The sequence below is a fragment of the Rhodococcus sp. NBC_00297 genome, assembly GCF_036173065.1.
Classification (GTDB): domain Bacteria; phylum Actinomycetota; class Actinomycetes; order Mycobacteriales; family Mycobacteriaceae; genus Rhodococcoides.
Map to the genome: position 1 here is coordinate 4,193,568 of NZ_CP108041.1, position 22,457 is coordinate 4,216,024.

Consider the following 22,457-nt stretch of genomic DNA (forward strand, 5'->3'; position numbering starts at 1 on the left):
TCGGTGACATCGCCTCGCGATATGCACAGGCACGAGGGTTCGTCCACAACCCTCGTCGTCTTCCCTCCCGGTCGTCGGCGTCCGGCGCTACGGTCTGACCCGACTCGCCGAACGGGGCGGCGAGCCACTGGGGGGTGGACGTGGTGGTCGGACGTGAGGGCGAGTACGCGACGGCGGTGGACACGCGGGTGGTCCAGGGTCGATCGCAGCGCGAGGAGGCGCCGCGGGTGCCGGGCGGCACCGTCGAGATGGAGCCGCCACCGGAGATTCCGCGGGTGGTCCCGGGGAACCCGCTCCTGAAGATGCTGCCTCTGGTCATGGTGGTCGCGATGGTCGGCATGGTTGCCCTCATGATCACGTCGGGCGCGGCCGCCAACCCGATGACGCTGCTGTTCCCGGCCATGATGGTGGTGTCCATGTTGGGGATGTTCGCCGGTGGGGGCCGCGGAGGCGGGCCACGGACGGCCGAACTCGACGAATCGCGCAAGGACTATCTGACGTACCTCGGTGCGATGCGCGAGCGGGTCCGGTCGACGGCGTCGGCGCAGCACGAGGCACTGGCCTTCTCCCATCCTGATCCGTCGACGCTGTCCTCGTTCGCCGGAACCTCACGCATGTGGGAGAGGCGGTCGACAGACGACGACTTCGTCCATCTGCGGGTGGGCGTGGGCGACCAACGACTCGCCACTCGCCTCGTCACACCCGACACGGGTCCGCCCGAGGGTCTCGAGCCGGTGTCGGCCGCCCTCCTGCGCTCGTTCGTCCGGACCCATGCCATCGTGTCGGACCTTCCCACCGCGGTCTCGTTGCGCGCGTTCTCCGTGATCGGTGTCGACGGCCCCGTCGAGGCGGCGAGAGCGCTCGTGCGCTCGATGGTGTTGCAGGCGTGCACTTTCCACAGTCCGGACGACATCAGTGTGGTGGTCGTCGTGGACGACTGCATCGCGGCGACGTGGGACTGGACGAAGTGGTTGCCGCACCACGGGGACGAGACCGCGTCGGACGGTGGCGGGCGACGGCGGCTGACCTTCGGATCGCCGGCGGAGGCAGCGCGGGACCTCGCCGTCCCGGCGGCAGACTCGTCGACCGGTGCGCGTCCCCATCGCATCGTGGTCGTGGATCGCGGTGCCGAGGACGGTGTCGAGGATGCCGAGACATGGGAGACCGTGACGAGAGGCGGGGACGTGACGGTCCTGACCGTGTCCGGTGCGGGCCGGGACGGCACCGCGGATCGCACACTCGTCCTGGTCGTCGGCGACGGCGCGGACAGGCCTGCGCTCGGCGCACGGAGCGCGGCCGGAGTCGAGATGTTCGGTACCGCGGACGGTGTGGACGTGGTCACCGCCGCCGTGGTGGCGCGGGGACTCGCTCGATTCCGGACGGGCGACACCGTCGTGCGGGCGGAGGGTGGCCCGCGCGTCCGAGCATGGGAACACCTGCCCGGCATGACGTCTCCCGACAGTCTCGACCCCGGCGTCGCCTGGTCCTCCCGTTCCGGGCGGTCGCGACTGCGCGTCCCGTTCGGACTCGACGACGACGGTCGCGTCGTCGAGCTCGACCTGAAGGAGGCCGCCGAGGGGGGTATGGGACCGCACGGACTCTGTATCGGCGCCACGGGATCGGGAAAGTCGGAACTGTTGCGGACGCTGGTGCTCGGACTCGTCGCGACGCACCCGCCCGACGTCCTGAATCTCGTCCTCGTCGACTTCAAGGGTGGGGCCACGTTTCTCGGACTCGAATCGGCGCCTCACGTCGCGGCCGTCATCACCAATCTGTCCGAGGAAGCGCAGATGGTCGAGCGGATGCGCGACGCGCTCGCGGGCGAGATGACTCGACGGCAGGAACTGCTCAGGGCCGCCGGCAATTACGCGAACGTCTCCGATTACACCCGTGCGCGCGAGGGTGATGCCGCACTCGCGCCTCTACCGGCGCTCTTCGTCGTCGTCGACGAGTTCTCCGAACTGCTGACCCGGTTCCCGGAGTTCGCCGAGCTCTTCGTCGCGATCGGGCGACTCGGGCGCTCGCTGCACATCCATCTGTTGCTGGCGAGCCAGCGGCTCGACGAGGGTCGGCTGCGCGGACTCGACAGTCATCTCTCCTACCGCATCGGTCTGAAGACGTTCTCGGCCTCCGAATCTCGATCGGTTCTGGGTGTCGCCGACGCGCATCACGTGACCGGGGGTCCGGGAGTGGGGTTCCTCAGAACGGACTCCAGCGAGCTGGTGCGCTTCACCGCGATGTACGTCTCGGGTCCCCGTCTGCGGAGCGACGAGCCCGCAGCGCTCTCGGTCGGCGCAGGCTCGACCGGGCCCCGTCTCTTCACGGCGGCGCCGGTGCCGCTGCTCGACGAGACCGCCCTCGAACCGGCGGTCGAACCGCCGTCTCCGTCCGAGTCGTCGGACGGCGGCACCGTCCTCTCCGCCGTCGTCGCGCGAGTGCGCGGTCACGGGCGTCCCGCACACCGGGTGTGGCTACCGCCGTTGGACCGGCCCGTCACACTCGACTCGGTGTCACCGGACACGGCGCTCGGCGGTGACCGGCCCGACGCGGCGGGGTCACTGCGCGCCGTGGTCGCACTGGTCGACCGGCCGTACGACCAGCGACGCGATGCACTCGAACTCGACCTCACCGGTGCGTCCGGGCACGTCGCGATCGTCGGGGGACCGCAGTCCGGCAAGTCCACCGCGCTCTGCACGCTCGTCCTCGATCTGGCTCTGCGGTACTCCCCGCACCACGTGCAGTTCCACGTCCTGGACTTCGGCGGTGGATCCGTCGGACGGCTGGTAGGCCTTCCTCACGTCGGATCCGTCGCGGTCCGCTCGGAGGCGGACGCCGTGCGACGCATCGTCGCCGACGTGGTCGGAACCGTTCGGCGCCGCGAGGAGTTGTTCCGCACCGGCGAGATCCGGTCGATGGCCGACGCGCGGCGCAGGCGAGAGTCGGGTGGAGACAGTGCACCGCCGGTGCCGGACATCGTTCTGGTCGTCGACGGGTGGAGCACGATCCGAGCCGAGTTCGAGGCCCTCGAACCGTCCCTGCACCAGCTGGTGTCGAGCGGACTCTCCTACGGGGTGCACGTCGTCCTCGCCGCGAGTCGGTGGGCCGAGCTCCGTCCCGTGGTGAAGGATGCCGTCACCACGAGAGTCGAACTGCGCATGGGTGATCCGTCGGACTCGGACATCGGCCGAGCACGGGCGATGCACGTCCCGACGCGTCGGCCCGGTCGAGGCATCACCCCGGACGGGTTGCATCTGCTCGTCGCGCTCCCGCGTGTCGACGCCATCGCCGACACCGACGATCTCGGACACGGGACCGACCGCGCGATCGCCGAGTCGGTCCACCGGTGGCGGGGTGACGCACCGACGCCCCCGGTGCGACTGTTGCCGCGTCGACTCGAGCGCGACGACCTTCTGTCGTCCGTGTCGGAGTGGTGGCCACCGTCCGCCTCGGGGACATTCGTCGCCACCGTGCCGGTGGGTGTCGACGAGAACGATCTCGCGCCGGTCGTTCTCGATCTGGCCGAGCATCCGCACCTTCTCGTCCTCGGCGACTCGGGCTGCGGGAAGACCAGTCTGCTGCGATCGATCTGCCGTTCGCTCGCGCAGGCCAACGACGCCACGTCGCTGAGAATCCTCGCCGTCGACTACCGACGAACCCTGCTGGGCGACATCCCGTCCGATCGGCTCGCCGGTCACGCGTCCACGGGCGAGCAGGCCACGACGATGGTCGCCGAACTCGCGACCTACCTGCGTGCCCGCCGTCCGGGACCGGACACCACTCGTCGCGAACTCGCTGCGAGATCCTGGTGGACCGGTCCCGAGATCGTCGTGGTCGTCGACGACTACGACCTCGTCGTCACGCCGCACGGAAACCCGCTGACCGAGTTGCTGGAACTGCTGTCGCAGGCGCGGGACGTCGGTCTGCATCTCGTCGTCGCACGTCGGTGCGGCGGATCCGCTCGGGCACTGTACGAACCGGTCCTCGCGAGGCTCAAGGACCTGGCATCACCGGGACTGGTGATGAGCGGGAGCCGAGAGGAGGGCGTCCTGCTCGGCTCCGTCCGTCCGTCCGAACTCCCACCCGGACGCGGTGTGCTGGTCGGGCGCGGAACGGCGACACTGGTGCAGACCGCGCTGTGCGAGACCGCGCCGGACGAGCGGTGACGTCGCCCGTCGGACTCGTCACGACCGTGGACGCGGTGTGGTGTTCACGGTTCGGGGTGCTGTCGAGAACTCCCGCAGACGGTTCCGCGTCCGTGGACGTCCTCGGCCACATCGACGACCGCGTCGTCACTCTCGCCGACGGACACGAGGTCGAGGTGTCGACGATGGTGTCCGAGATGTTCACCGACGCTCTGCGCGATGCGGGTGTGCACGGTGGGGACCACGACCTGGTGCTGGTGCACCCACCGCACTGGGGAGCCGTGCGCTGCAGCGTCCTCACCGCGGCCGCGCGACCCCTCGCGCGTGACGTCCTCCTCGTGTCGTCGGCGCTCGTCGCGCGGGACGCGGCGCAGTCGGCCCGGCCCTGCCCGTGCGGTGGATCACGCTGCCGAACAGTGGTTCTCGACCGCACACCGCACCGCACCACGGTCTCGACCGTGGTGAGTACGGCCCTCAGCAGCGACGTCGTGGACTGTGTTCTGACCGACCCCACGATCGGAGGGGACGACGAGCTGACGGTGTCGCGCACTCGTGCCGCGGTGGACGGAGCTCTCGCTGCCGCGCCGGCCTGCCGACTCGTCGTGCACGGCACGAGTGACACCTTGCCGCGATCCGTACTCGACGAGATGAGCGATCTGACGGTGGTGACGGTGGACGGCGAGGAGATGGCGGCAGCCGTGGTCCCGAGCGCGGGCGCGAGCCCCCTTCCGATTCCGGCCGTCACATCGTCCGTACCGGCCGAGCTCACGCCCGGTAGGACGGGCGCGTGGCTGGCCGAACGAGCCGCGGCGGCGGCCGTGGACCGTCGGCGCACGACCCGACGGCCGGTCCTGGTGGCAGCGGTGGCGACCGCGCTGGTGTGCGTCAGCATCGGCGTCGCGGCACTGACCAGCGGACAGTCGCCCGCGCCTGCGACGGAGCGGCCAGGAGCCGCAGAGCCGTCCATGATCCCGGCCGGGCCCACCCGACCCACCGCGCCCACCACCGAGCCGGCCGCCGCGACGACGACGAGCGCCCCCGCCGGCACCGACTTCTCGATCGCGGGAACGCACCTGATCGTGCCGGTGGGGTGGCATGTCGAGCCGGGTACGGAGCGGGTCGAGATCCGTCCCGACACACTCGCCGGCATGCGACTGGTGCTGGTGGTCCGCGAACTCGGTGTGGGCGTCGGACTCCCCGACGTGCAGGCCACCCTGTCGGCCGGGGTCGACGCCGCACCCGATCGCCTCGGCGGGCTCGATCGACGGTCGGACGTATCCGATCGTCCCGCGCTCGTCTACACCGAGAAGGCGTCCGACGGCTCGACGGTGGCGTGGACGGTGATCGTGTCACCGGGGGAGCAGACGAGTCTCGGCTGTCAGAGCACCGAGGCCGCGAACCCCGTGATGGCGGAGGTCTGCACCGCGGTCCTCGCGTCCCTCGTCGTCGGGTGACGCCGTGGCGGAGACGGAACCGTTCGCCGAGTCGTCGCGTCGAAGGAGGTGCAGGGGAAGTTCCGGGTACCGGCCCGGACCACACCGAGGGGGGATCGAGAGACCATGTCGCAGATGAAGACCACCGTCGAGACGATGCACGTCACCGCAGGGAAGGTGGACCAGCTGACGCTCGAGATCAAGGCGCTGCTGGACCAGCTGCGTGGCGACGTCCAGGCCGTCGGAGGGAGTTGGGAAGGCGCGGCGGCGATCGCGTTCCAGAACGTCATGACCAGCTGGGACGGCAGCGCGAACAAGTTGCAACTCGCGCTGGGTTCGATCGGGGACGCCATCAAGTCGAGCGGGACCGCCTACGGCGCTGCCGACGACGACAACACGCGCACCGTCACCGCCGCGGGCGGTTCGCTCAACCTCTGACCCGCCGATCATCTGATCTGCCCATCACTCACGTCAGGAAGGACGTTCACCATGAGATACGTGTTCGGTGCCATCGACCAGGTCACTGCTCAGATCGACGCGAAGCAGGCCACTCTCAACAGCAAGCTCGACGAACTGCGCCAGATCATCTCGCCGCTGGTGGCGGAATGGGAAGGCACGGCGTCGGAGTCGTACCAGGACAAGCAGCGCCAGTGGGACTCGGCCGCCCTGGAGCTCAATCAGGTTCTCGAGGCGGTCGGCAGTGCCGTCGGTCAGGGCAACGCCGACATGCAGGCACGCGAGGCGGCGAACCGGGGAATGTTCGCCTGATCACGGACGAGGTGGGCAACCGGGGCGCGGGGGGTCTCCGGTTGCCCATCTCCGACGGTCCGTACGACTGCGGTCGGCGCGGGGCGGATACTGGACGTCGTCATGACACTGCCGGATCAGCCCGTCACCGACCCGAGCGACCGCGACCACGCGGCTCGGGCAATCGCCCGCAACCGGGTCGCGGCGGAACGTGCGCTCACCGAGGCCCGCATCGTGTCGCTCGCACGACAGCACCAGGCCATCGTCGAAGGGTCGCGGTGGACCACGGACGACGACGAGCACGACCCCGAGGGGTCGACCATCGCGTTCGAACGCGCCGCCATCGCATCGATGTCGAGAGAGGCGCGGGAGGAACTGCGCGAACTCGACGACGCGGAGATGCGGATCGAGCGCGGCACCTACGGACAGTGCGAGGTGTGCGGCGGGGCGATCTCCGACCCCCGCCTCGAGGCGCTGCCCACTGCTCGCCGCTGCATCGACTGCACCTCTCGTCGGCGATGACGGTCGAGGGGTTTTGACCTGCCAGTACGTGGGCCGGTAAGGTACACCGTTGGCGTTCGGTACATCGAGTCGTCATGCACGACCGATACCGGTCCCTCGGGTCTCCACTGGCCGCCGAGACGACCGACCACGCGCCTGGCCAGCACCATCAGCGATGAGACAAGGAAGTTCTGTGTCCACGTACAGCCAAAAGGCCGGGGATGTCACCCGGACCTGGCACGTGATCGACGCCACCGACGTCGTTCTCGGCCGCCTCGCAGTCCAGGCAGCAACTCTGCTGCGTGGCAAGCACAAGCCCACGTATTCCCCCAACCTCGACGGCGGAGACTTCGTCATCGTCATCAACGCTGAGAAGGTCGCGATCAGCGGCAACAAGCGGACCGACAAGTTCCACTACCACCACTCGGGCTTCCCGGGCGGTCTCCGTGCGCGCAGCATCGGTGAGGTTCTGGACAAGAACCCCGACCGCGTCGTGGAGAAGGCCATCAAGGGCATGATCCCCAAGACCAAGCTCGGCAACCAGATCGCCGGCAAGCTCAAGGTCTACGCAGGTCCCGATCACCCCCACACGGCTCAGCAGCCCGTCCCGTACGAGATCAAGCAGGTGTCCCAGTGACCGCTCCCGAAGAGAACGTCGTGACCGAGACGGCCGAAGAGACCGTCCCCATCGGTGACTCCGTCGAGATCGCCGACGAGTTCGTCTCCGTCGAGGAGCCCGAGGTCGTCGCCGACATCGAGGCCGCCGCTCGTCCCGCCATCTACATCGATCGCCCCGTCACCACGGTCGGTCGTCGTAAGGAAGCCGTCGTGCGCGTGCGCATGACCCCCGGCTCGGGCGACTTCAAGCTCAACGGCCGCACCCTCGAGGACTACTTCCCCAACAAGGTGCACCAGCAGCTCATCAAGTCCCCGTTCGTCACCGTCGAGCGTGCGGACGGCTTCGACATCGTCGCCCTCCTGCACGGTGGCGGCCCGTCCGGCCAGGCAGGCGCCCTGCGTCTCGCCATCGCCCGTGCCCTCATCGAGGTCACCCCGGACGATCGCCCCGCCCTCAAGAAGGCCGGCTTCCTCACGCGTGACCCGCGTGCCGTGGAGCGCAAGAAGTACGGCCTGAAGAAGGCTCGTAAGGCATCGCAGTACTCGAAGCGCTGATCTCAGCACTTCTGGAGAAGCAGGCGCTCCGGCTGGTCCTCGGACCGCTGCGGGCGCCTGCTTCGTGTCACGGCACCTGCATTCGCTCCACCTGCTCGGAAGAGGTAACTGTCATGGCCCGGTTGTTCGGTACCGACGGAGTTCGGGGACTGGCGAACGAGGAGGTGACGGCAGACCTCGCACTACGACTCGGCCGTGCCGCCGCAGCGGTGCTCGGCGAGGTCGCCTCGTCGACCACCCGCCCCCTGGCCGTGGTCGGACGGGACCCGCGCGCGAGCGGCGAGATGCTCGAAGCCGCGATCGTGGCCGGACTGTCCTCCGCCGGAGTCGACGTCCTCACGGTCGGTGTCGTCCCCACCCCGGCCCTGGCCTACTTGACCGACGACTACGACGCGCAGCTCGGCGTCATGATCTCCGCATCGCACAACGCGATGCCCGACAACGGCATCAAGTTCTTCGCGGCCGGCGGCCACAAGTTGGACGACGACCAGGAGGACCGCATCGAAGCGTTGCTCGACGCGCCCGCCACGGGCCCCGTCGGTGCCGCCATCGGCCGCGTGCGACAGGCCCCGGACGCCCTCGCCCGCTACGAGAGCCATCTCGCGACCATCGTCACCCGACGCCTCGACGGCATCACCGTCGTCGTGGACTGCGCTCACGGAGCCGCCTCGACCGCCGCGCCGGACGCCTACCGCGCCGCGGGAGCGACCGTGATCGCCATCAACGCAGACCCGGACGGCCTCAACATCAACGACGGATGCGGGTCCACTCACCTCGACGTGGTGCAGAAGGCCGTCGTCGAGCAGGGCGCAGACCTCGGACTCGCCCACGACGGCGACGCGGACCGTTGTCTCGCAGTGGACGCGAGCGGCGCCGTGGTCGACGGGGACGCGATCATGGCGATCCTCGCGATCGCGATGCACCAGCGCGGCGAGCTTCCCGACGACACGCTGGTCGCCACCGTCATGAGCAATCTCGGACTGCACATCGCGATGCGTGACGCCGGAATCACGGTGCGCACCACCGCTGTCGGCGATCGCTACGTTCTCGAAGAACTGCGCGCCGGCAATTACGGACTCGGCGGTGAGCAGTCGGGGCACATCGTCCTGCCCGCCTTCGGCACCACCGGTGACGGTGTGCTGACGGGCCTGCAGATCATGGCCAGGATGGCCGAGACGGGACGCACCCTCGAGGACCTCGCCTCCGTCATGCGCACGCTGCCCCAGGTGCTGATCAACGTGCCCGTGCAGGACAAGTCCGCCGCGACGTCGGCTCCGCTCGTGCAGGACGCGGTGACCCGTGCAGAGGACGAGCTCGGACGAGAGGGGCGAGTGTTGTTGCGTCCCTCGGGAACCGAGCAGCTCGTCCGCGTGATGGTGGAAGCGGACACTGCAGACACCGCCCGCCGGCTCGCCGACCACATCGCGGATGTGGTCGGCGCCGTCGGCTGACGTCTCGGCCCGTCAGCCGATGAGGGCCTTGAGCTGCTCCACCTGACCCACGCGGCCAGCGGTGTCGGCTGCGATGGGGTGGATGTTCAGTGTGGTCACACCCGCGGACTCGAAGGCGGCGAGGCGCTCCTTGACGTAGCTCTCGGTGCCGATCAGCGAGATCGACCGGACCAGCTCGTCGGGAACGGCGGCCGTGGCCTCCTCCTTCTTGCCGGCCAGGTAGAGGTCCTGGATCTTCTCTGCCTCCGCCTCGTACCCGTACCGCACCGCGAGGTCGTTGTAGAAATTCTTGCCCTTGGCGCCCATGCCACCGATGTAGAGCGCGAGCTGGGGCTTGATCCACGGAAGGAACTGGTCGGCGTCGTCGCCGATGGCCACGGCGGGGCTGGCGTAGACGTCCAGCTCACCCAGAGACGGGTCGCGCTTCGCCTTACCGGCCGCGAGCGACTCGCCCCACACCGACTCGGCCTTCTCCGGATGGAAGAAGATGGGCTCCCAGCCCTGGGCCAGCTCGGCGGTGAGCGCGACGTTCTTGGGTCCGAGTGACGCGATGACGATCGGAATGTCGGCTCGCACAGGATGATTGATGAGCTTGAGGGGCTTGCCCAGACCCGTGCCCTGATCGGCGGGCAGAGGAATCTGGTAGTACTTGCCCTCGAACTGCACCTTCTCGCGGCGCCACACCTGGCGGCAGATCTCGATGATCTCGCGGGTGCGGCCGAGCGGGGCGTCGTACTTGACGCCGTGGAATCCCTCGATCACCTGGGGGCCGGACGCGCCGATACCCATCACGAATCGTCCGCCGGAGACGTAGTCGAGACCGGCGGCAGTCATCGCGAGCAGCGACGGCGTGCGGGTGTAGATCTGGAAGATGCCCGACGCCAGCTGGATCGTCGAGGTCTTCGCCGCGAGGAAGCCGATCTGGCTCACCGCGTCGAACGAGTACGCCTCGGGAATGAACGCGATGTCCATTCCCGCCCTCTCCAGGGCCCCGACCTCCTCGACCGTCTCGCTGAACCCGCCCGAGTAGTTCAATTGCATACCGATGCGCATGGGGCTCCCTGATCGCCGAAGTGTGTGTTACTCACCTGTGAAATCGGAGGTTACCGGTCCGACCGGCCGTGCCCACCGACGGCTGCCGTTTCGCGGGAACGCGGGGGAGCGGCGCTGCGTCTGATCTGTGGGGATCGCGCTCTCGAGCATCACTTCGGAAGGGACGACATGGCCAGTGGAACGTCGCGAGGCGGAACGACGCTGGACGAGGGGGCAGCCCGAGCGGCGATCGCGGCCCTCGAGGAGTCCGCGACAGCCGTACGAAGGTCCGCCGAGAGCGGTGTGGGCGGTCTGTTCGGTGTCGAGTCGGCGGGCCGGAACCATTGGGCGGAGGCGGCCGCCCTGCAGGACAGCCTCGGGCGGCTGCCGGAGGGCCTGAGGTCCTGGTCGGACGCCACCGCTGCGACCTCGGCCGCCCTGCGGGCGTCGATCGACGGCTCGGTGTCGCTCGACGATGTCACCGCCCTGCGCGTCGCGGCGCCGGGTGTGCCGGCACGGCGAGGTGACCGGTGACCGCACCGGTGCCGCCGACGATCGACGGTCTGCTGGATCTCGGGAGCGAGGGCCTGACGTTCTTCGCGACGTTCCTCCCGCTGGTCGGAGCGAGCGGCGCGCCGATGACCACGACCCACGTCGCGCTCTGCGCTCGCTACGACGAGCAACGCGGACTCGACACCGAGGCTCTCCGGGCTGACGCCGACCGCCTCGGCGCCGCGGCGGCCGAGGCGCGCGCGGAGATCGGGCGTCAGTCCGACGCAGCGGAGTCGTTGGGGCAGGCCTGGTCGGGAGATGCCGCCGACGCCGCGCTCGACCTCCTTCGACGGCAGTGCGCGAGGTCGACCGGCCACGCCGATCAGCTCGAGGCGATCGGTTCAGCGATGGCCTCCGCGTCGGCGGGGTTGCACGCGATCGTCGAGGACAAGTCGATCGCCGCCTCCGCGTTCCGCACCGACGAGGTGGGCGGTCGCGATGCAGCGCAGGTCGCGGCCACCATCGCCGGAGCCGGAGGTGCATCCGCACCCGACGCGGTGCGGACGCTGGCCTCGGTGTTCCCGGGCCTCGAGGCGATGCTGCTGTCCGCGTCGGATCCCGGCCGGCGGCAGGCCGAGGTCCTCGAACCGGTCGCAGCCCGATGCCGAGAGTGGTTGGACACCGTGTTCGTGCCGGCGATGACCGAGCGTGTGGCCGCATTCGAGGAACTGTGCACCTCGACGGAGACCGCCGTGTCCGAGATCTACGCGGCACTCTGCGCCGCTGCGGCGGACATCGACGGCTCGCCGTGGCCGAGTGGTCACGGGTCCGTCGAGGACGACGCGTGCGAGTGTGTGCCGGCGGAAGGCACCGCGCCGGCTGCAGCGACCGCGCCGGCGTCGGTGACGGCGCCGGCCGCTGCACCCGAGCCGCCGTCGCTCGCCGTCGCGCCCTCTCCTGTGGTCGCGGAGCCGCCCGCGACGCTGCCTGTCGCTCCCGTCGAGGATCGCTCACCGCTCGCCGAACTGATCGGGCGGGCGGTGCGGGACGCGGTGACCGAGGTGGTGTCGACTGCGGCGCCGTGCGACCCACCGCCCGCCGAGGCGCAGATCTCACCGGAGGCGGCGCTGACTGCGCCTGCCGAGAACGTCGAGCGCGGTCACCTCGAGGCGGAGCTCGACGGTCGCGGGGTGAGTGTCGCCCTCGGCGCGGACGGGGCTGTGGACATCCGCACCCACGACGCGGCGGGGGAGTCCCATCACTTCGCTCTCGCTGCCGGGCCTCTCGGACTGCCCGTCCTCACCGAGGTGATGGACGAGGCGGCGCCGCGATCGGATCAGCCTGCAGAGTCGTCGTCCGAGACCCCGGACACAGCGGAACGGGACGAGCCGCATCGGGAGGCAGTCGAACAGGACGCAGCGGATCAAGGGCTCCCGGTCGTCGAGGCCCCGGTCGTCGAGGCCCCGGTCGTCGCACCACCGGTCGTCGCACCACCGGACTGCATTCCCACTGCTGCGGAATCCGGCGGTGTCACGGAACCCGCTGCGCCGCAACCGGTCACGGACCCGATCGGTGAGGCAGCGACGGTCGGCGAGCCGGCGCGACCCGAGCTCGCGGAAGCCGGTCCGCTGTGAACTCGCAGAACACCGCGGACATCATCGACGCCGTCGTGCGGGAGCACCGGCGGGCGACGCGACGTGTGCGGACCCGCCTCGCAGCCATCGACGAGGAGGCTCGGAAGCGCTCGGAGGCCGCGCGGGTGGTGCCGCGTCGCGCCGGAGTGATCCTGCGATCGCCCACAGAGGCGGTGGCCGGCGACGAGGCTCCGCCGGCGGCGCCTCAGCGACCGGCGAGGTGGCTCAGCTGACGGATCGCGCTGACCTTCTTGGGGGCGTCCGCGGTCGGCGCGTTCGGGTCGACCACCTCGGTGCCCTTGACGACGGCGTCGGGATCGGAGAAGTCGGAGTACGTGTCGTCGCCCGCGAGGCGGTGCAGGAGGAAGCCGGTGAGCAGTGCCTGCACCGAGCGCCGAGTCTTCGGCTGGGCGTTGCCGACGCCGAGGAAGCTGAGCAGCTTCCGGCCCTCGACCATGCCGTCACCTTCCGACTTGTCGATCACGCGGAGCAGGGTGGGGCCACCGAGCGCATCGGCGAGCGCGACGGGCTCGGCGGTGAGGGAGTTCAGTTCGGAGGGACTGCCGAGAACCAGAGCGGGCGCCGTGACCGCGTCGGCGATGCCGGGCGACAGGGCGCGCGGAGAGGTGGGCGCCGGATAGAGCGCACCGAGAGCGGCGACGTCCGATCGCTGAGCCGCGGCGATCACCGCGGCGCCCGCGCCCATGGAATGGCCCACCAGGCCGAGCTTGGCGGGGTGCACGCTGATGTCGCCGGTGCCGAGACGGATGCCGGTGCACACGTCGAGCGCGACGAGGAGATCCTGCGCCAGGGCACTGTGGGAGGGCACCGGTCCGCGCTGCGTGTTCGGCGCGACGACGACGATGCCCCACGACGCGAGGTGCCGCAGCGTGGAGTCGTAGTGCGAGGCGCCGGTCATCCAGCCGTGCGCGAAGGCGATCGCCGGCAGTCCCGTGCCCTCACTGGGCGTGTAGATCACACCGGGCAGGCCCGCGAGAGCGAGGTCACCGCGCAGCACGCGATGGGGACCCCGCTTGGTCAGGTCGGCGACCAACTTCTGCGTCTTCGGCACAGCACTGACCGTAGTCGACGCGGCAGTTCGCCATGCCGTCGACGTGCGGGCGGCCGGAGCGCCGTCCGCGCCGAAGTAGGCTGTCGTCCCATGTGCGGAATCGTCGGGTACGTCGGACATCGTCGAGCGCTACCGGTGGTGGTGGAGGCGTTGCGCCGGATGGAGTACCGCGGATACGACTCGGCCGGCATCGCCGTCCTGGACGGGTCCGGGGGTATGGCCGTCGAGCGCAAGGCCGGAAAACTGGCGAACCTCGAGGCCGAACTGGACGAACTCGGGCGGGACACCTTCGTCGGCACCAGCGGGATCGGCCACACCCGGTGGGCCACCCACGGACGGCCCACCGATCGCAACGCCCACCCGCACCGCGACCGCGCCGACCGCGTCGCCGTCGTGCACAACGGCATCATCGAGAACTTCGCGCCGCTGCGCGCCGAACTCGAGAACGCAGGCGTCGAGTTCGAGTCGGACACCGACACCGAGGTGGCCGTCCATCTGGTCGCCGCCGCCTACGACGAGGGCCCCACGGCCGGAGACTTCGTCCAGAGCGCCCTCGCGGTGCTGCAGCGCCTCGAAGGCGCCTTCACGCTCGTGTTCACCCACGTCGATCACCCCGACACCATCGTCGCGGCCCGTCGCTCCACCCCGTTGGTCGTCGGCGTCGGCGAGGGCGAGATGTTCGTCGGGTCCGATGTCGCCGCCTTCATCGAGCACACGCGCGACGCGGTCGAGCTCGGGCAGGACCAGGTCGTGGTGATCACCGCCGACGGCTACGACGTCATGAACTTCGACGGGTCCGAGGCCGAGGGGCGTCCGTTCCGCATCGACTGGGACCTCGCCGCCGCCGAGAAGGGTGGTCACGACTACTTCATGTTGAAGGAGATCCAGGAGCAGCCCGCGGCGGTCGCGGACACCCTCCTCGGACACTTCACCGACGGTCGCATCGTCCTCGACGAGCAGCGACTGTCGGATCAGGAGCTGCGCGACGTCGACAAGGTGTTCGTCGTCGCGTGCGGCAGCGCGTACCACTCGGGGCTGCTGGCGAAATACGCGATCGAGCATTGGACGCGCCTCCCCGTGGAGGTGGAGCTGGCCAGCGAGTTCCGTTACCGCGACCCCGTTCTCGACCGCTCGACACTCGTGGTGGCCATCTCTCAGTCGGGCGAGACCGCCGACACGCTGGAGGCGGTCCGGCACGCGAAGGAGCAGAAGGCCCGAGTCCTGGCCGTCTGCAACACCAACGGTTCCCAGATCCCGCGCGAGGCCGACGCGGTGCTCTACACGCGGGCGGGACCGGAGATCGGTGTCGCGTCGACCAAGGCGTTCCTCGCCCAGGTGACGGCCAACTACCTGGTCGGTCTGGCGTTGGCGCAGGCTCGCGGTACCAAGTACCCGGACGAGGTCGCACGGGAGTACGCAGATCTCGAGGCCATGCCGGACCTGGTGAGGAAGGTGCTCGAGACGGTCGAGCCCGTTCGCGCTCTGGCCCGCGAGTTGGCGTCGTCACCGACGGTGCTGTTCCTGGGTCGCCACGTCGGTTACCCGGTGGCCCTCGAGGGTGCGCTCAAGCTCAAGGAGCTCGCGTACATGCACGCCGAGGGTTTCGCCGCCGGCGAGCTCAAGCACGGTCCGATCGCCCTCATCGAGGACGACCTGCCCGTGATCATCGTGATGCCGTCGCCGAAGGGCCGAGCGGTGCTGCACTCGAAGATGCTCAGCAACATCCGTGAGATCCAGGCGCGCGGCGCCCGGACCGTCGTGATCGCCGAGGAGGGCGACGAGACGGTGCGGCCGTTCGCCGATCACCTCATCGAGATTCCGGCCGCGCCGTCACTACTGCAGCCGCTGTTGTCGACGGTGCCGCTGCAGGTGTTCGCCGCCGAGGTCGCGCAGGCGCGCGGCTACGACGTGGACAAGCCGCGCAACCTCGCGAAGTCGGTCACCGTCGAGTGATCAGCTCTCTCGGACGATGACGGTGCCCGTCATGTTCGGGTGCACCGAGCAGAAGTACGGGTACGTGCCGGGGTCGTCGAACGTCTGACTGAACTGACCCGACGAGATCATCGGGCTGTGCAGCAGACGGGACGCCGCGTCGATGCCGATCACGTTGTGCGCGACACCGGTGTCGTCGAAGAACCACGTGACGGTGTCGCCGGGTGAGATGGTGACGCTGGCGGGGGAGTAGGCCATCGCGGCGACCGTGACGACGTTCGGCCCGGTCGGACGTTCGGCGGTGGGGGCGTCCTCGGTGCACGATGTGAGCGACAGTGCCAGTGCGGCAGTGACTCCGATCGTCGCCGCGAGTGTTGTCAGGCGAGCCATGATTCCCACGGTAGACCTGCCGTGCATTGTGGCCGGTCGGCGCTACCGTGGGACGCATGCGCCACTTCCACACCGCCGACGAGGTGCGAGCGGCGGAAGCCCCGCTGCTGGCCCGACTGCCCGAGTACGCGGCGATGCGCCGCGCGGCCCACGGACTGGCGACGGTCGTCGCTCGTGAACTCCGGGCCCGCACCGGCGGGGTGGCCGGCAGACGGGTGCTCGTTCTCGCCGGATCCGGGGACAACGGCGGCGACGCGCTGTTCGCCGGCGCCGAACTACGCCGGCGCGGCGTTGCCGTGGAGGCACTGCTGCTCCGCCCCGATCGCGCCCACCCCGCCGCACTGGCGGCGTTCCGGGCCGCCACGGGACGTGTGGTGACGCTGGCCGGCGACCCCGATCTGGTGATCGACGGCATCGTCGGCCTGTCCGCGCGGGGATCGCTCCGACCGGACGCGGCCGCGATCGTCGACGGACTCACCGCCCCCGTCGTGGCTGCGGACCTGCCGTCGGGTGTCGACCCGGACACGGGCGCCGTCGACGGTCCCGCCGTCCGTGCCGCCGTGACGGTGGCGTTCGGCGCCTACAAGCCGGTGCACGTGCTCGCGAGCGCGTGGTGCGGCGAGCTGCACCTGATCGACATCGGCCTCGTTCCGGCCGCCGCGACGATCACGTCTCCCGACGACGGCGAGGTAGGCCGCGCGTGGCCGGTACCCGGACCTGCGGACGACAAGTACTCCCAGGGCGTCACCGGAATCATGGCGGGCAGCGAGAAGTATCCCGGCGCGGGCGTGCTGTGCACGGGCGCTGCGGTGGCGGCGACGTCCGGCATGGTCCGCTACGTCGGGCAGGGCGGCGCCGAGGTGGTGCATCACTACCCGGAGGTGGTCACCGCCCGTTCGGTCGACGAGGCAGGACGTGTACAGGCCTGGGTGGTCGGGCCTGGCTTCGGCACCGACGACGACGCGGCCGACCGGCTGCGCTCCGTCCTGGAGTCCGACGTCCCGGTCCTCGTCGACGCCGACGGACTGACCGTGCTGTCGCGGCGACCCGAGCTGGTGCGCGGACGGTCGTCGGCGACCGTGCTGACACCGCACGCGGGAGAGTTCGAGCGACTCACCGGGTCCGCGCCCGGACCCGATCGTGTCCGGTCCGTCCGTGCCCTCGCGGCCGACTGGAACGTGACGGTGCTGCTCAAGGGGCGAGCGACGGTGATCGCGGATCCCGACGGCGCCGTCTCCGTCGACGACGCGGGGTCGTCCTGGTCCTCGACGGCCGGGTCCGGCGACGTGCTGTCCGGCATGATCGGAGCGCTCCTCGCGGCGGGCGTGCCGGCCCGTACCGCCGCCGTCATGGGCGCTCGCGCGCACTCGCGGGCGGCCGCGCTCGCCGCCACCGATCGAGGTCGGCGTACCGCTGCTCCCATCTCCGCCTCACCGCTGCTCCGCGCCGTTGCGGACGCGGTCGGCGACCTCCGCGCACAGGCCTGACACCCGCCACCGCACGTCGGTGCGGGGTGTCGATGGCAGAATGACGCCGGTGAACAGCGCGCAGGAGGTGCCGACGAGTCCGGTCGCACCGGCTCCGACTTCTCGCCCGCAGGCCGAGGCGCTGATCGATCTGGACGCCGTCGCGCACAACATCCGCATCCTGATCGAGCACGCCGGCGATGCTGCGGTGATGGCCGTCGTCAAGGCGGACGGCTACAACCACGGCGGAGTGGAGGTCGCTCGGGCGGCGCTCGCGGCCGGTGCTCGCGAACTCGGTGTCGCCACGGCTGCGGAGGCGCTCGGACTGCGCACCGCGGGTCTCACGGCGCCGGTGCTGTGCTGGTTGCACGCCCCCGGCACCGACTTCACGGGACTGATCGACTCGGACGTCGAGATCGGCGTGTCCTCGCCCCGTCAGATAGCGGAGGTGGGCGACGCCGCACGCCGTGTCGGCCGTCCCGCCGTGGTGTCCCTCAAGGTCGACACCGGCATGAATCGCAACGGGGTGGGTGCGGACGAGTTCGACGCGGCCGTCGACGCCCTGGTCGCGGAGCAGCGTGGTGGCGCGCTGCGCGTGCGCGGCCTGTTCTCCCACCTGGTCGATGCGGACGTGCCCGGCGATCCGATCAACGACCGGCAGAAGGAGCGCTTCGACGCCGCCGCAGACGCGATGGCCCGAGCGGGCGTGGCACCCGAGGTACGGCACATCGCCAATTCCGCCGGTGCCCTGACCCGCCCCGACCTGGCCTACGACATGGTCCGACCGGGCATCGCGCTGTACGGCCTGTCCCCGGCACCCCATCTCGGATGGTTCGGACTGCGCCCCGTGATGACGCTGCGCGCCACGGTGATCCTGCTCAAGCGGGTGGCTGCCGGCGACGGCGTCTCCTACGGCCACGAGTGGATCGCTCCCGTCGACACGACGGTGGCGTTGCTGCCCGTGGGCTACGCCGACGGCATCACGCGTGCGCTGAAGAACCGGTACGAGGTGTCGATCCACGGCGTGCGGTATCCGGCGGTGGGCCGGGTGTGCATGGACCAGATCGTCGTCGACCTCGGACCCGGCCGTCCCGACGTCGCCGAGGGGGACACCGCGTACCTCTTCGGACCGGGCGACCACGGGGAGCCCACGGCCCAGGACTGGGCGGAGACGCTCGACACGATCAACTACGAGGTGGTGACCGGTATCCGCGGTCGAGTACGACGGACGTTCGCCGGAGGGGTCTCGTGATCAGCGCCCGTCTCGCCGGAATGGCCGGGGGCGCAGCGAGTATCGCGGCCGTGGCCGCCGTGGCCGGCATCACGGCGGTGCGGCGCCGGGTGGGCCCGCCGGTGCCCGACGCCGGTCGGCGCGAGGACTTCGAGTCGATGGAGTTCGATCGCGGGTGCGTCGTCGCCAGCGGAGACGGAGTGCCGCTGGCGGTGCGCGAGGTCGGTCCACTCGAGGCGCCGCTGACCGTGGTGTTCGTGCACGGGTACTGCCTGCGCATGGAGTGCTGGCACTACCAGCGCCGCGAGCTCGCCCGCCGGTGGGGCGACGACGTGCGGATGGTGTTCTACGACCAGCGCGGTCACGGCCGATCCGGCGACGTCTCGCCGGACGAGTGCGACATCGCCCGCCTCGGCATCGATCTCGCCGACGTGATCCGGGCCGTCGCACCGCGTGGGCCGCTGGTGCTGGTGGGCCACTCGATGGGCGGCATGTCGGTGCTCGCGGCCACTCGCCAGTTCCCCGACGCGGTGGCCGAGCGGGTCGTCGGAGTCGCGCTGATGTCCACCACCGCAGCGGGTCTCGCGCGTACCGGTCTCGGACGGAACCTCCAGAATCCGGCCGTCGACGCGTTCCGGCTCGCGGTGCGGACCGCTCCGGGTGCGGTCCAGTTCGGCCGCGGTGTCGTGCGCGGGGTCATCGCCCCGGTGCTGCGCGCGGCGTCGTTCGGCACCGCGGTCAGTCCCGCCCTCGAGGCGTTCGCCGAGCAGATGATCCACGACACCTCGGTGGTGACGATGGTCAACTTCCTCCAGGCGCTCGAGCTGCACGACGAACTGGAGGCGCTGCCCGTCATCGCGGACACGGCGACCCTGGTGCTGTGCGGCGACGACGACTGGGTCATCCCGTTCGACAAGTCGGAGCAGCTGGCCGACGCGCTCCCGCACGCCGAGATGGTCCGGGTCCGCCGCGCCGGTCACCTGGTGCAGCTCGAGTTCCCCGACGAGGTGAACGACGCCCTGGACCGTCTGGTACAGCGTGCACGCGACGGACGGGTCCGCGCCGAACCGACGAGGCGAACCGTTGGCTGACGCGGTGCCGGTCGAAGGGGAGGCCGTCCTCTCGACGGCCGAGGACACCGAGCTCCTGGGCGAGCGCCTCGCCGCGGAGCTCGAAGCGGGCGACGTCGTGGTGCTCGACGGACCCCTCGGCGCAGGTAAGACGACGCTGACGAAGGGTCTCGCCCGCGGACTCGGCGTGCTCGGCCGCGTGAGCTCGCCGACGTTCATGATCGCGCGCACCCACCGCGCCGGCGGGGACACCGGCCCCGGGCTCGTGCACGTCGACGCCTACCGGCTGGGGCTCGGAACCGGCGCCTCGGCGATGGTCGAGCTCGACGCCCTCGACCTCGACACCGAGCTGGCGGACTCCGTCGTCGTCGTGGAGTGGGGCGAGGGCATCGCGGAGGCCCTCGCCGACCGGCACCTGCTGATCCGGCTGCGGCGCGAGCCGGAGTCCGACGTCCGCACCGCCACGTGGCAGTGGATCGGGTGAGCACGGGTAATCTGGATCCCCGTGCTGATACTCGCCGTGGACACCTCCACTCCCGCCGTGACGGCCGGGGTGGTGCGGCTCGACGACACCGGCCCGCAGCCGCTCGCGACGCGCGTCACCGTCGACGCCCGTAAGCACGCCGAAGTTCTCACCCCACACATCCTCGAGTGCCTCGCCGACGCCGGCATCAGCGCGGACGACCTGTCCGCTGTCGTCGTCGGCACCGGACCGGGGCCGTTCACCGGCCTGCGCGTGGGCATGGCGACGGGAGCCGCCTTCGGTGACGCCCTCGGCATCCCGGTGCACGGTGTCGGCAGTCTCGATGCCATCGCCGCGGCCGTGCCCGGTGATCGCGAGGTCCTCGTCGTCACGGATGCGCGTCGCCGGGAGGTGTACTGGGCACGGTTCCGCGGCGCCGAGCGCATCGCCGGACCGTTCGTCTCGCCCGCCGCGGACATCGTCGTGGGGGAGTCGACGGTGGTGGCCGGATCGGCACTGCACGTCGATCTGGTGGACCTGCCCGTGGAACCGGTCGAGAGTCCGTCCCCGGAATGCCTCGTCGCCGTGGCCGCGCAGGCGCTGCGCTCCGGCGCGGAGCCGACGTCGTTGGTGCCGCAGTATCTCCGGCGTCCCGACGCGGTCGCGACGGCCGATCGAGCGGCGAAGACCCGCGCATGATCGGCACGGTCGAACCGATGCGCGTCGAGGACGCGGACCGGTGCGCGGAGCTCGAGGCCGTGCTGTTCCCCACCGACGGGCCCTGGCCCGCATCGGCCTTCGTCGAGGAACTGCGCGGCCCGCACGTGCGGTACTTCGTCGTGCGAGAGGACGACGGTCGGGCCGTCGGGTACGCCGGGATCGCGTTGCTGGGCAAGGGCGAGGACACCGAGTCCGAGGTCCACACCATCGGCGTCGATCCCGCCGCGCAGCGTCGCGGTATCGGCAGGGCACTGCTCGACGCGTTGCTGCACGAGGCGGACCTGCACGGCGGTCCGGTGTTCCTCGAGGTGCGCACCGACAACGAGCCGGCCATCGAGTTGTACCGCCGGGCGGGCTTCGACATCGTCGGGACGCGCCGCCGCTACTACCAGCCCAGCGGTGCGGACGCGTACACCATGACCAGGCCCGCCCCGACTACGAGAGGTGGTCACCCGTGATCGTCATGGGGATCGAGAGTTCGTGCGACGAGACCGGTGTCGGCATCGTCCGCTACACCGGAGACGCGTCGGGCACCGGCACGTGCGAGATGCTCGCCGACGAGGTCGCGTCCAGTGTCGACGAGCACGCCCGCTTCGGTGGTGTCGTCCCCGAGATCGCATCGCGCGCACACCTCGAGGCCATCGTGCCCACGATGCGACGAGCGTTGGCGCAGGCGGGCATCCGTCGCCCGGACGCCGTCGCCGTCACCATCGGACCGGGCCTCGCCGGAGCGCTCCTCGTCGGTGTCGCGGCGGCGAAGGCCTACGCGGCCGCGTGGAACGTGCCGTTCTACGCGGTCAACCATCTCGGTGGTCACGTCGCGGTGGACACCCTCGAGCACGGCCCGATGCCGGAGTGTGTCGCGCTGCTGGTCTCGGGCGGACACACGCACCTGCTCGAGGTGTCCTCCCTCGCCGAACCGATCGTCGAACTGGGCAGCACCGTCGACGATGCGGCGGGAGAGGCCTTCGACAAGGTCGCCCGGCTCCTCGGACTCGGGTATCCCGGCGGTCCCGTGCTCGACGCGCTCGCCGCAGAGGGTGATCCGCGCGCCGTCGCGTTTCCTCGCGGCATGACCGGACCACGCGACTCCCGCTACGACTTCTCGTTCTCCGGCCTCAAGACCGCGGTGGCTCGCCACGTCGAGTCGGCGCAGCGCGCCGGCCGTCCGATCGTGGTGGCCGACGTGGCCGCGTCGTTCCAGGAGGCCGTCGCCGATGTCCTGACGATGAAGGCGCTGCGCGCTGTGACCGACCGGGGGATCGGCACCCTCGTCCTGGGCGGCGGTGCCACTGCGAACTCGCGTATCCGATCGCTCGCCGAGGAGCGGTGCGCCGCGGCCGGGGTGACGTTGCGCGTGCCCACTCCGCGTCGATGCACCGACAACGGCGTCATGATCGCCACGCTCGGGGCGCACATCGCTGCATCCGGAGCCGAGCCGTCACCACTGACGGCGGCGACCGATCCGGGCCTGCCCGTCTCGGTCAGCCAGGTCGTCTGACGGCCCG

22 protein-coding genes are annotated in these 22,457 nt (G+C 70.5%); 19 read left to right on the forward strand and 3 right to left on the reverse strand.

Annotation, left to right across the window (positions count from 1 at the left end; all coding sequences use genetic code 11):
• The first annotated feature begins 248 nt into the window (after positions 1 to 248).
• The 8 genes from eccCa to glmM all read left to right on the forward strand — a co-directional run bounded on the left by eccCa (position 249) and on the right by glmM (position 9,447).
• Positions 249 to 4,163, forward strand: coding sequence for a type VII secretion protein EccCa (gene eccCa / locus OG947_RS19835; RefSeq protein ID WP_328814074.1), 3,915 nt, complete (start codon positions 249 to 251; stop codon positions 4,161 to 4,163).
• Positions 4,160 to 5,596: a type VII secretion-associated protein gene (locus OG947_RS19840; protein WP_328812688.1), complete on the forward strand. Its 1,437-nt coding sequence runs from the start codon at positions 4,160 to 4,162 to the stop codon at positions 5,594 to 5,596. Before eccCa ends, OG947_RS19840 begins: the two co-directional genes overlap by 4 nt.
• A 114-nt stretch (positions 5,597 to 5,710) precedes the next feature.
• Positions 5,711 to 6,013 (forward strand): WXG100 family type VII secretion target, encoded by a 303-nt coding sequence (locus OG947_RS19845; protein WP_162246747.1) that lies wholly within the window; start codon positions 5,711 to 5,713, stop codon positions 6,011 to 6,013.
• Between the two features lie 51 nt (positions 6,014 to 6,064).
• Entirely contained in the window at positions 6,065 to 6,343 is a 279-nt protein-coding gene (locus tag OG947_RS19850; RefSeq protein ID WP_027503812.1) for a WXG100 family type VII secretion target, read from the forward strand.
• A 102-nt stretch (positions 6,344 to 6,445) separates the two neighbouring features.
• A complete protein-coding gene (locus OG947_RS19855) occupies positions 6,446 to 6,844 on the forward strand; it encodes a TraR/DksA family transcriptional regulator (RefSeq protein ID WP_328812689.1) in 399 nt (132 codons plus the stop codon).
• Between the two features lie 172 nt (positions 6,845 to 7,016).
• A complete protein-coding gene (gene rplM, locus OG947_RS19860) occupies positions 7,017 to 7,460 on the forward strand; it encodes a 50S ribosomal protein L13 (protein WP_027503810.1) in 444 nt (147 codons plus the stop codon).
• A gap of 50 nt (positions 7,461 to 7,510) precedes the next feature.
• Entirely contained in the window at positions 7,511 to 7,996 is a 486-nt protein-coding gene (gene rpsI / locus OG947_RS19865; RefSeq protein WP_371831715.1) for a 30S ribosomal protein S9, read from the forward strand.
• A 113-nt stretch (positions 7,997 to 8,109) separates the two neighbouring features.
• Positions 8,110 to 9,447 (forward strand): phosphoglucosamine mutase, encoded by a 1,338-nt coding sequence (gene glmM, locus OG947_RS19870; RefSeq protein ID WP_328812690.1) that lies wholly within the window; start codon positions 8,110 to 8,112, stop codon positions 9,445 to 9,447.
• Positions 9,448 to 9,459: 12 nt separating this feature from the next.
• On the opposite strand, the gene OG947_RS19875 is transcribed toward glmM, so the two are convergent.
• Complete coding sequence (locus tag OG947_RS19875) at positions 9,460 to 10,500, reverse strand: LLM class F420-dependent oxidoreductase (protein ID WP_222627338.1); 1,041 nt, start codon at positions 10,498 to 10,500, stop codon at positions 9,460 to 9,462.
• A gap of 168 nt (positions 10,501 to 10,668) precedes the next feature.
• On the opposite strand from OG947_RS19875, the gene OG947_RS19880 reads away from it, so the two are divergent.
• From OG947_RS19880 to OG947_RS19890, 3 genes are read left to right on the forward strand one after another with little or no spacing between them, the layout of a single operon-like run.
• Positions 10,669 to 11,013 (forward strand): hypothetical protein, encoded by a 345-nt coding sequence (locus OG947_RS19880; RefSeq protein ID WP_328812691.1) that lies wholly within the window; start codon positions 10,669 to 10,671, stop codon positions 11,011 to 11,013.
• A complete protein-coding gene (locus tag OG947_RS19885; RefSeq protein ID WP_328812692.1) occupies positions 11,010 to 12,605 on the forward strand; it encodes a hypothetical protein in 1,596 nt (531 codons plus the stop codon). The genes OG947_RS19880 and OG947_RS19885 overlap by 4 nt, the downstream gene beginning before the upstream one ends.
• Positions 12,602 to 12,838 carry a hypothetical protein gene (locus OG947_RS19890; RefSeq protein ID WP_222627333.1) on the forward strand — a complete coding sequence of 79 codons (237 nt, stop codon included), beginning with the start codon at positions 12,602 to 12,604 and terminating at the stop codon, positions 12,836 to 12,838. Before OG947_RS19885 ends, OG947_RS19890 begins: the two co-directional genes overlap by 4 nt.
• Here OG947_RS19890 and OG947_RS19895 read toward each other — a convergent pair.
• The gene (locus tag OG947_RS19895) at positions 12,811 to 13,677 is read right to left on the reverse strand and encodes a dienelactone hydrolase family protein (RefSeq protein ID WP_027503804.1); all 867 of its coding nucleotides are present in this window, start codon (positions 13,675 to 13,677) and stop codon (positions 12,811 to 12,813) included. The genes OG947_RS19890 and OG947_RS19895 overlap by 28 nt on opposite strands.
• A 90-nt stretch (positions 13,678 to 13,767) precedes the next feature.
• Here OG947_RS19895 and glmS point away from each other — a divergent pair, with 90 nt between their 5' ends.
• Positions 13,768 to 15,630 (forward strand): glutamine--fructose-6-phosphate transaminase (isomerizing), encoded by a 1,863-nt coding sequence (gene glmS / locus OG947_RS19900; RefSeq protein WP_027503803.1) that lies wholly within the window; start codon positions 13,768 to 13,770, stop codon positions 15,628 to 15,630.
• Here glmS and OG947_RS19905 read toward each other — a convergent pair whose 3' ends face one another.
• The gene (locus OG947_RS19905; RefSeq protein WP_037184149.1) at positions 15,631 to 15,999 is read right to left on the reverse strand and encodes a plastocyanin/azurin family copper-binding protein; all 369 of its coding nucleotides are present in this window, start codon (positions 15,997 to 15,999) and stop codon (positions 15,631 to 15,633) included. It lies immediately after the preceding gene.
• Between the two features lie 56 nt (positions 16,000 to 16,055).
• Here OG947_RS19905 and OG947_RS19910 point away from each other — a divergent pair, with 56 nt between their 5' ends.
• Genes OG947_RS19910 through tsaD form a run of 7 tightly spaced genes read left to right on the forward strand, consistent with a single transcriptional unit; the run spans position 16,056 to position 22,450 of the window.
• Positions 16,056 to 17,486, forward strand: coding sequence for an NAD(P)H-hydrate dehydratase (locus OG947_RS19910; RefSeq protein ID WP_328812693.1), 1,431 nt, complete (start codon positions 16,056 to 16,058; stop codon positions 17,484 to 17,486).
• A gap of 40 nt (positions 17,487 to 17,526) precedes the next feature.
• On the forward strand, positions 17,527 to 18,717 hold the full coding sequence (alr, locus tag OG947_RS19915) for an alanine racemase (RefSeq protein WP_442973074.1): 1,191 nt from the start codon (positions 17,527 to 17,529) through the stop codon (positions 18,715 to 18,717).
• Positions 18,718 to 18,737: 20 nt separating this feature from the next.
• A complete protein-coding gene (locus tag OG947_RS19920) occupies positions 18,738 to 19,787 on the forward strand; it encodes an alpha/beta fold hydrolase (protein ID WP_027503799.1) in 1,050 nt (349 codons plus the stop codon).
• Positions 19,788 to 19,791: 4 nt separating this feature from the next.
• Positions 19,792 to 20,250 carry a tRNA (adenosine(37)-N6)-threonylcarbamoyltransferase complex ATPase subunit type 1 TsaE gene (gene tsaE / locus OG947_RS19925; protein WP_328812695.1) on the forward strand — a complete coding sequence of 153 codons (459 nt, stop codon included), beginning with the start codon at positions 19,792 to 19,794 and terminating at the stop codon, positions 20,248 to 20,250.
• A 21-nt stretch (positions 20,251 to 20,271) separates the two neighbouring features.
• Complete coding sequence (gene tsaB / locus OG947_RS19930; protein ID WP_328812696.1) at positions 20,272 to 20,928, forward strand: tRNA (adenosine(37)-N6)-threonylcarbamoyltransferase complex dimerization subunit type 1 TsaB; 657 nt, start codon at positions 20,272 to 20,274, stop codon at positions 20,926 to 20,928.
• Positions 20,925 to 21,407, forward strand: a complete 483-nt coding sequence (rimI, locus tag OG947_RS19935) for a ribosomal protein S18-alanine N-acetyltransferase (RefSeq protein WP_027503796.1) — start codon at positions 20,925 to 20,927, stop codon at positions 21,405 to 21,407. The genes tsaB and rimI overlap by 4 nt, the downstream gene beginning before the upstream one ends.
• Entirely contained in the window at positions 21,404 to 22,450 is a 1,047-nt protein-coding gene (gene tsaD / locus OG947_RS19940; RefSeq protein ID WP_056442507.1) for a tRNA (adenosine(37)-N6)-threonylcarbamoyltransferase complex transferase subunit TsaD, read from the forward strand. Before rimI ends, tsaD begins: the two co-directional genes overlap by 4 nt.
• The last annotated feature ends 7 nt before the right edge of the window (positions 22,451 to 22,457 follow it).

Coding starts and splice junctions, on each gene's coding strand:
- eccCa (WP_328814074.1), top strand. CDS start 249: ATGGAGCCGCCACCGGAGATTCCGCGGGTGGTCCCGGGGAACCCGCTC.
- OG947_RS19845 (WP_162246747.1), top strand. CDS start 5,711: ATGAAGACCACCGTCGAGACGATGCACGTCACCGCAGGGAAGGTGGAC.
- OG947_RS19850 (WP_027503812.1), top strand. CDS start 6,065: ATGAGATACGTGTTCGGTGCCATCGACCAGGTCACTGCTCAGATCGAC.
- OG947_RS19855 (WP_328812689.1), top strand. CDS start 6,446: ATGACACTGCCGGATCAGCCCGTCACCGACCCGAGCGACCGCGACCAC.
- glmM (WP_328812690.1), top strand. CDS start 8,110: ATGGCCCGGTTGTTCGGTACCGACGGAGTTCGGGGACTGGCGAACGAG.
- OG947_RS19875 (WP_222627338.1), bottom strand. CDS start 10,500: ATGCGCATCGGTATGCAATTGAACTACTCGGGCGGGTTCAGCGAGACG.
- OG947_RS19880 (WP_328812691.1), top strand. CDS start 10,669: ATGGCCAGTGGAACGTCGCGAGGCGGAACGACGCTGGACGAGGGGGCA.
- glmS (WP_027503803.1), top strand. CDS start 13,768: ATGTGCGGAATCGTCGGGTACGTCGGACATCGTCGAGCGCTACCGGTG.
- OG947_RS19905 (WP_037184149.1), bottom strand. CDS start 15,999: ATGGCTCGCCTGACAACACTCGCGGCGACGATCGGAGTCACTGCCGCA.
- OG947_RS19910 (WP_328812693.1), top strand. CDS start 16,056: ATGCGCCACTTCCACACCGCCGACGAGGTGCGAGCGGCGGAAGCCCCG.
- alr (WP_442973074.1), top strand. CDS start 17,527: ATGACGCCGGTGAACAGCGCGCAGGAGGTGCCGACGAGTCCGGTCGCA.
- OG947_RS19920 (WP_027503799.1), top strand. CDS start 18,738: ATGGCCGGGGGCGCAGCGAGTATCGCGGCCGTGGCCGCCGTGGCCGGC.
- rimI (WP_027503796.1), top strand. CDS start 20,925: ATGATCGGCACGGTCGAACCGATGCGCGTCGAGGACGCGGACCGGTGC.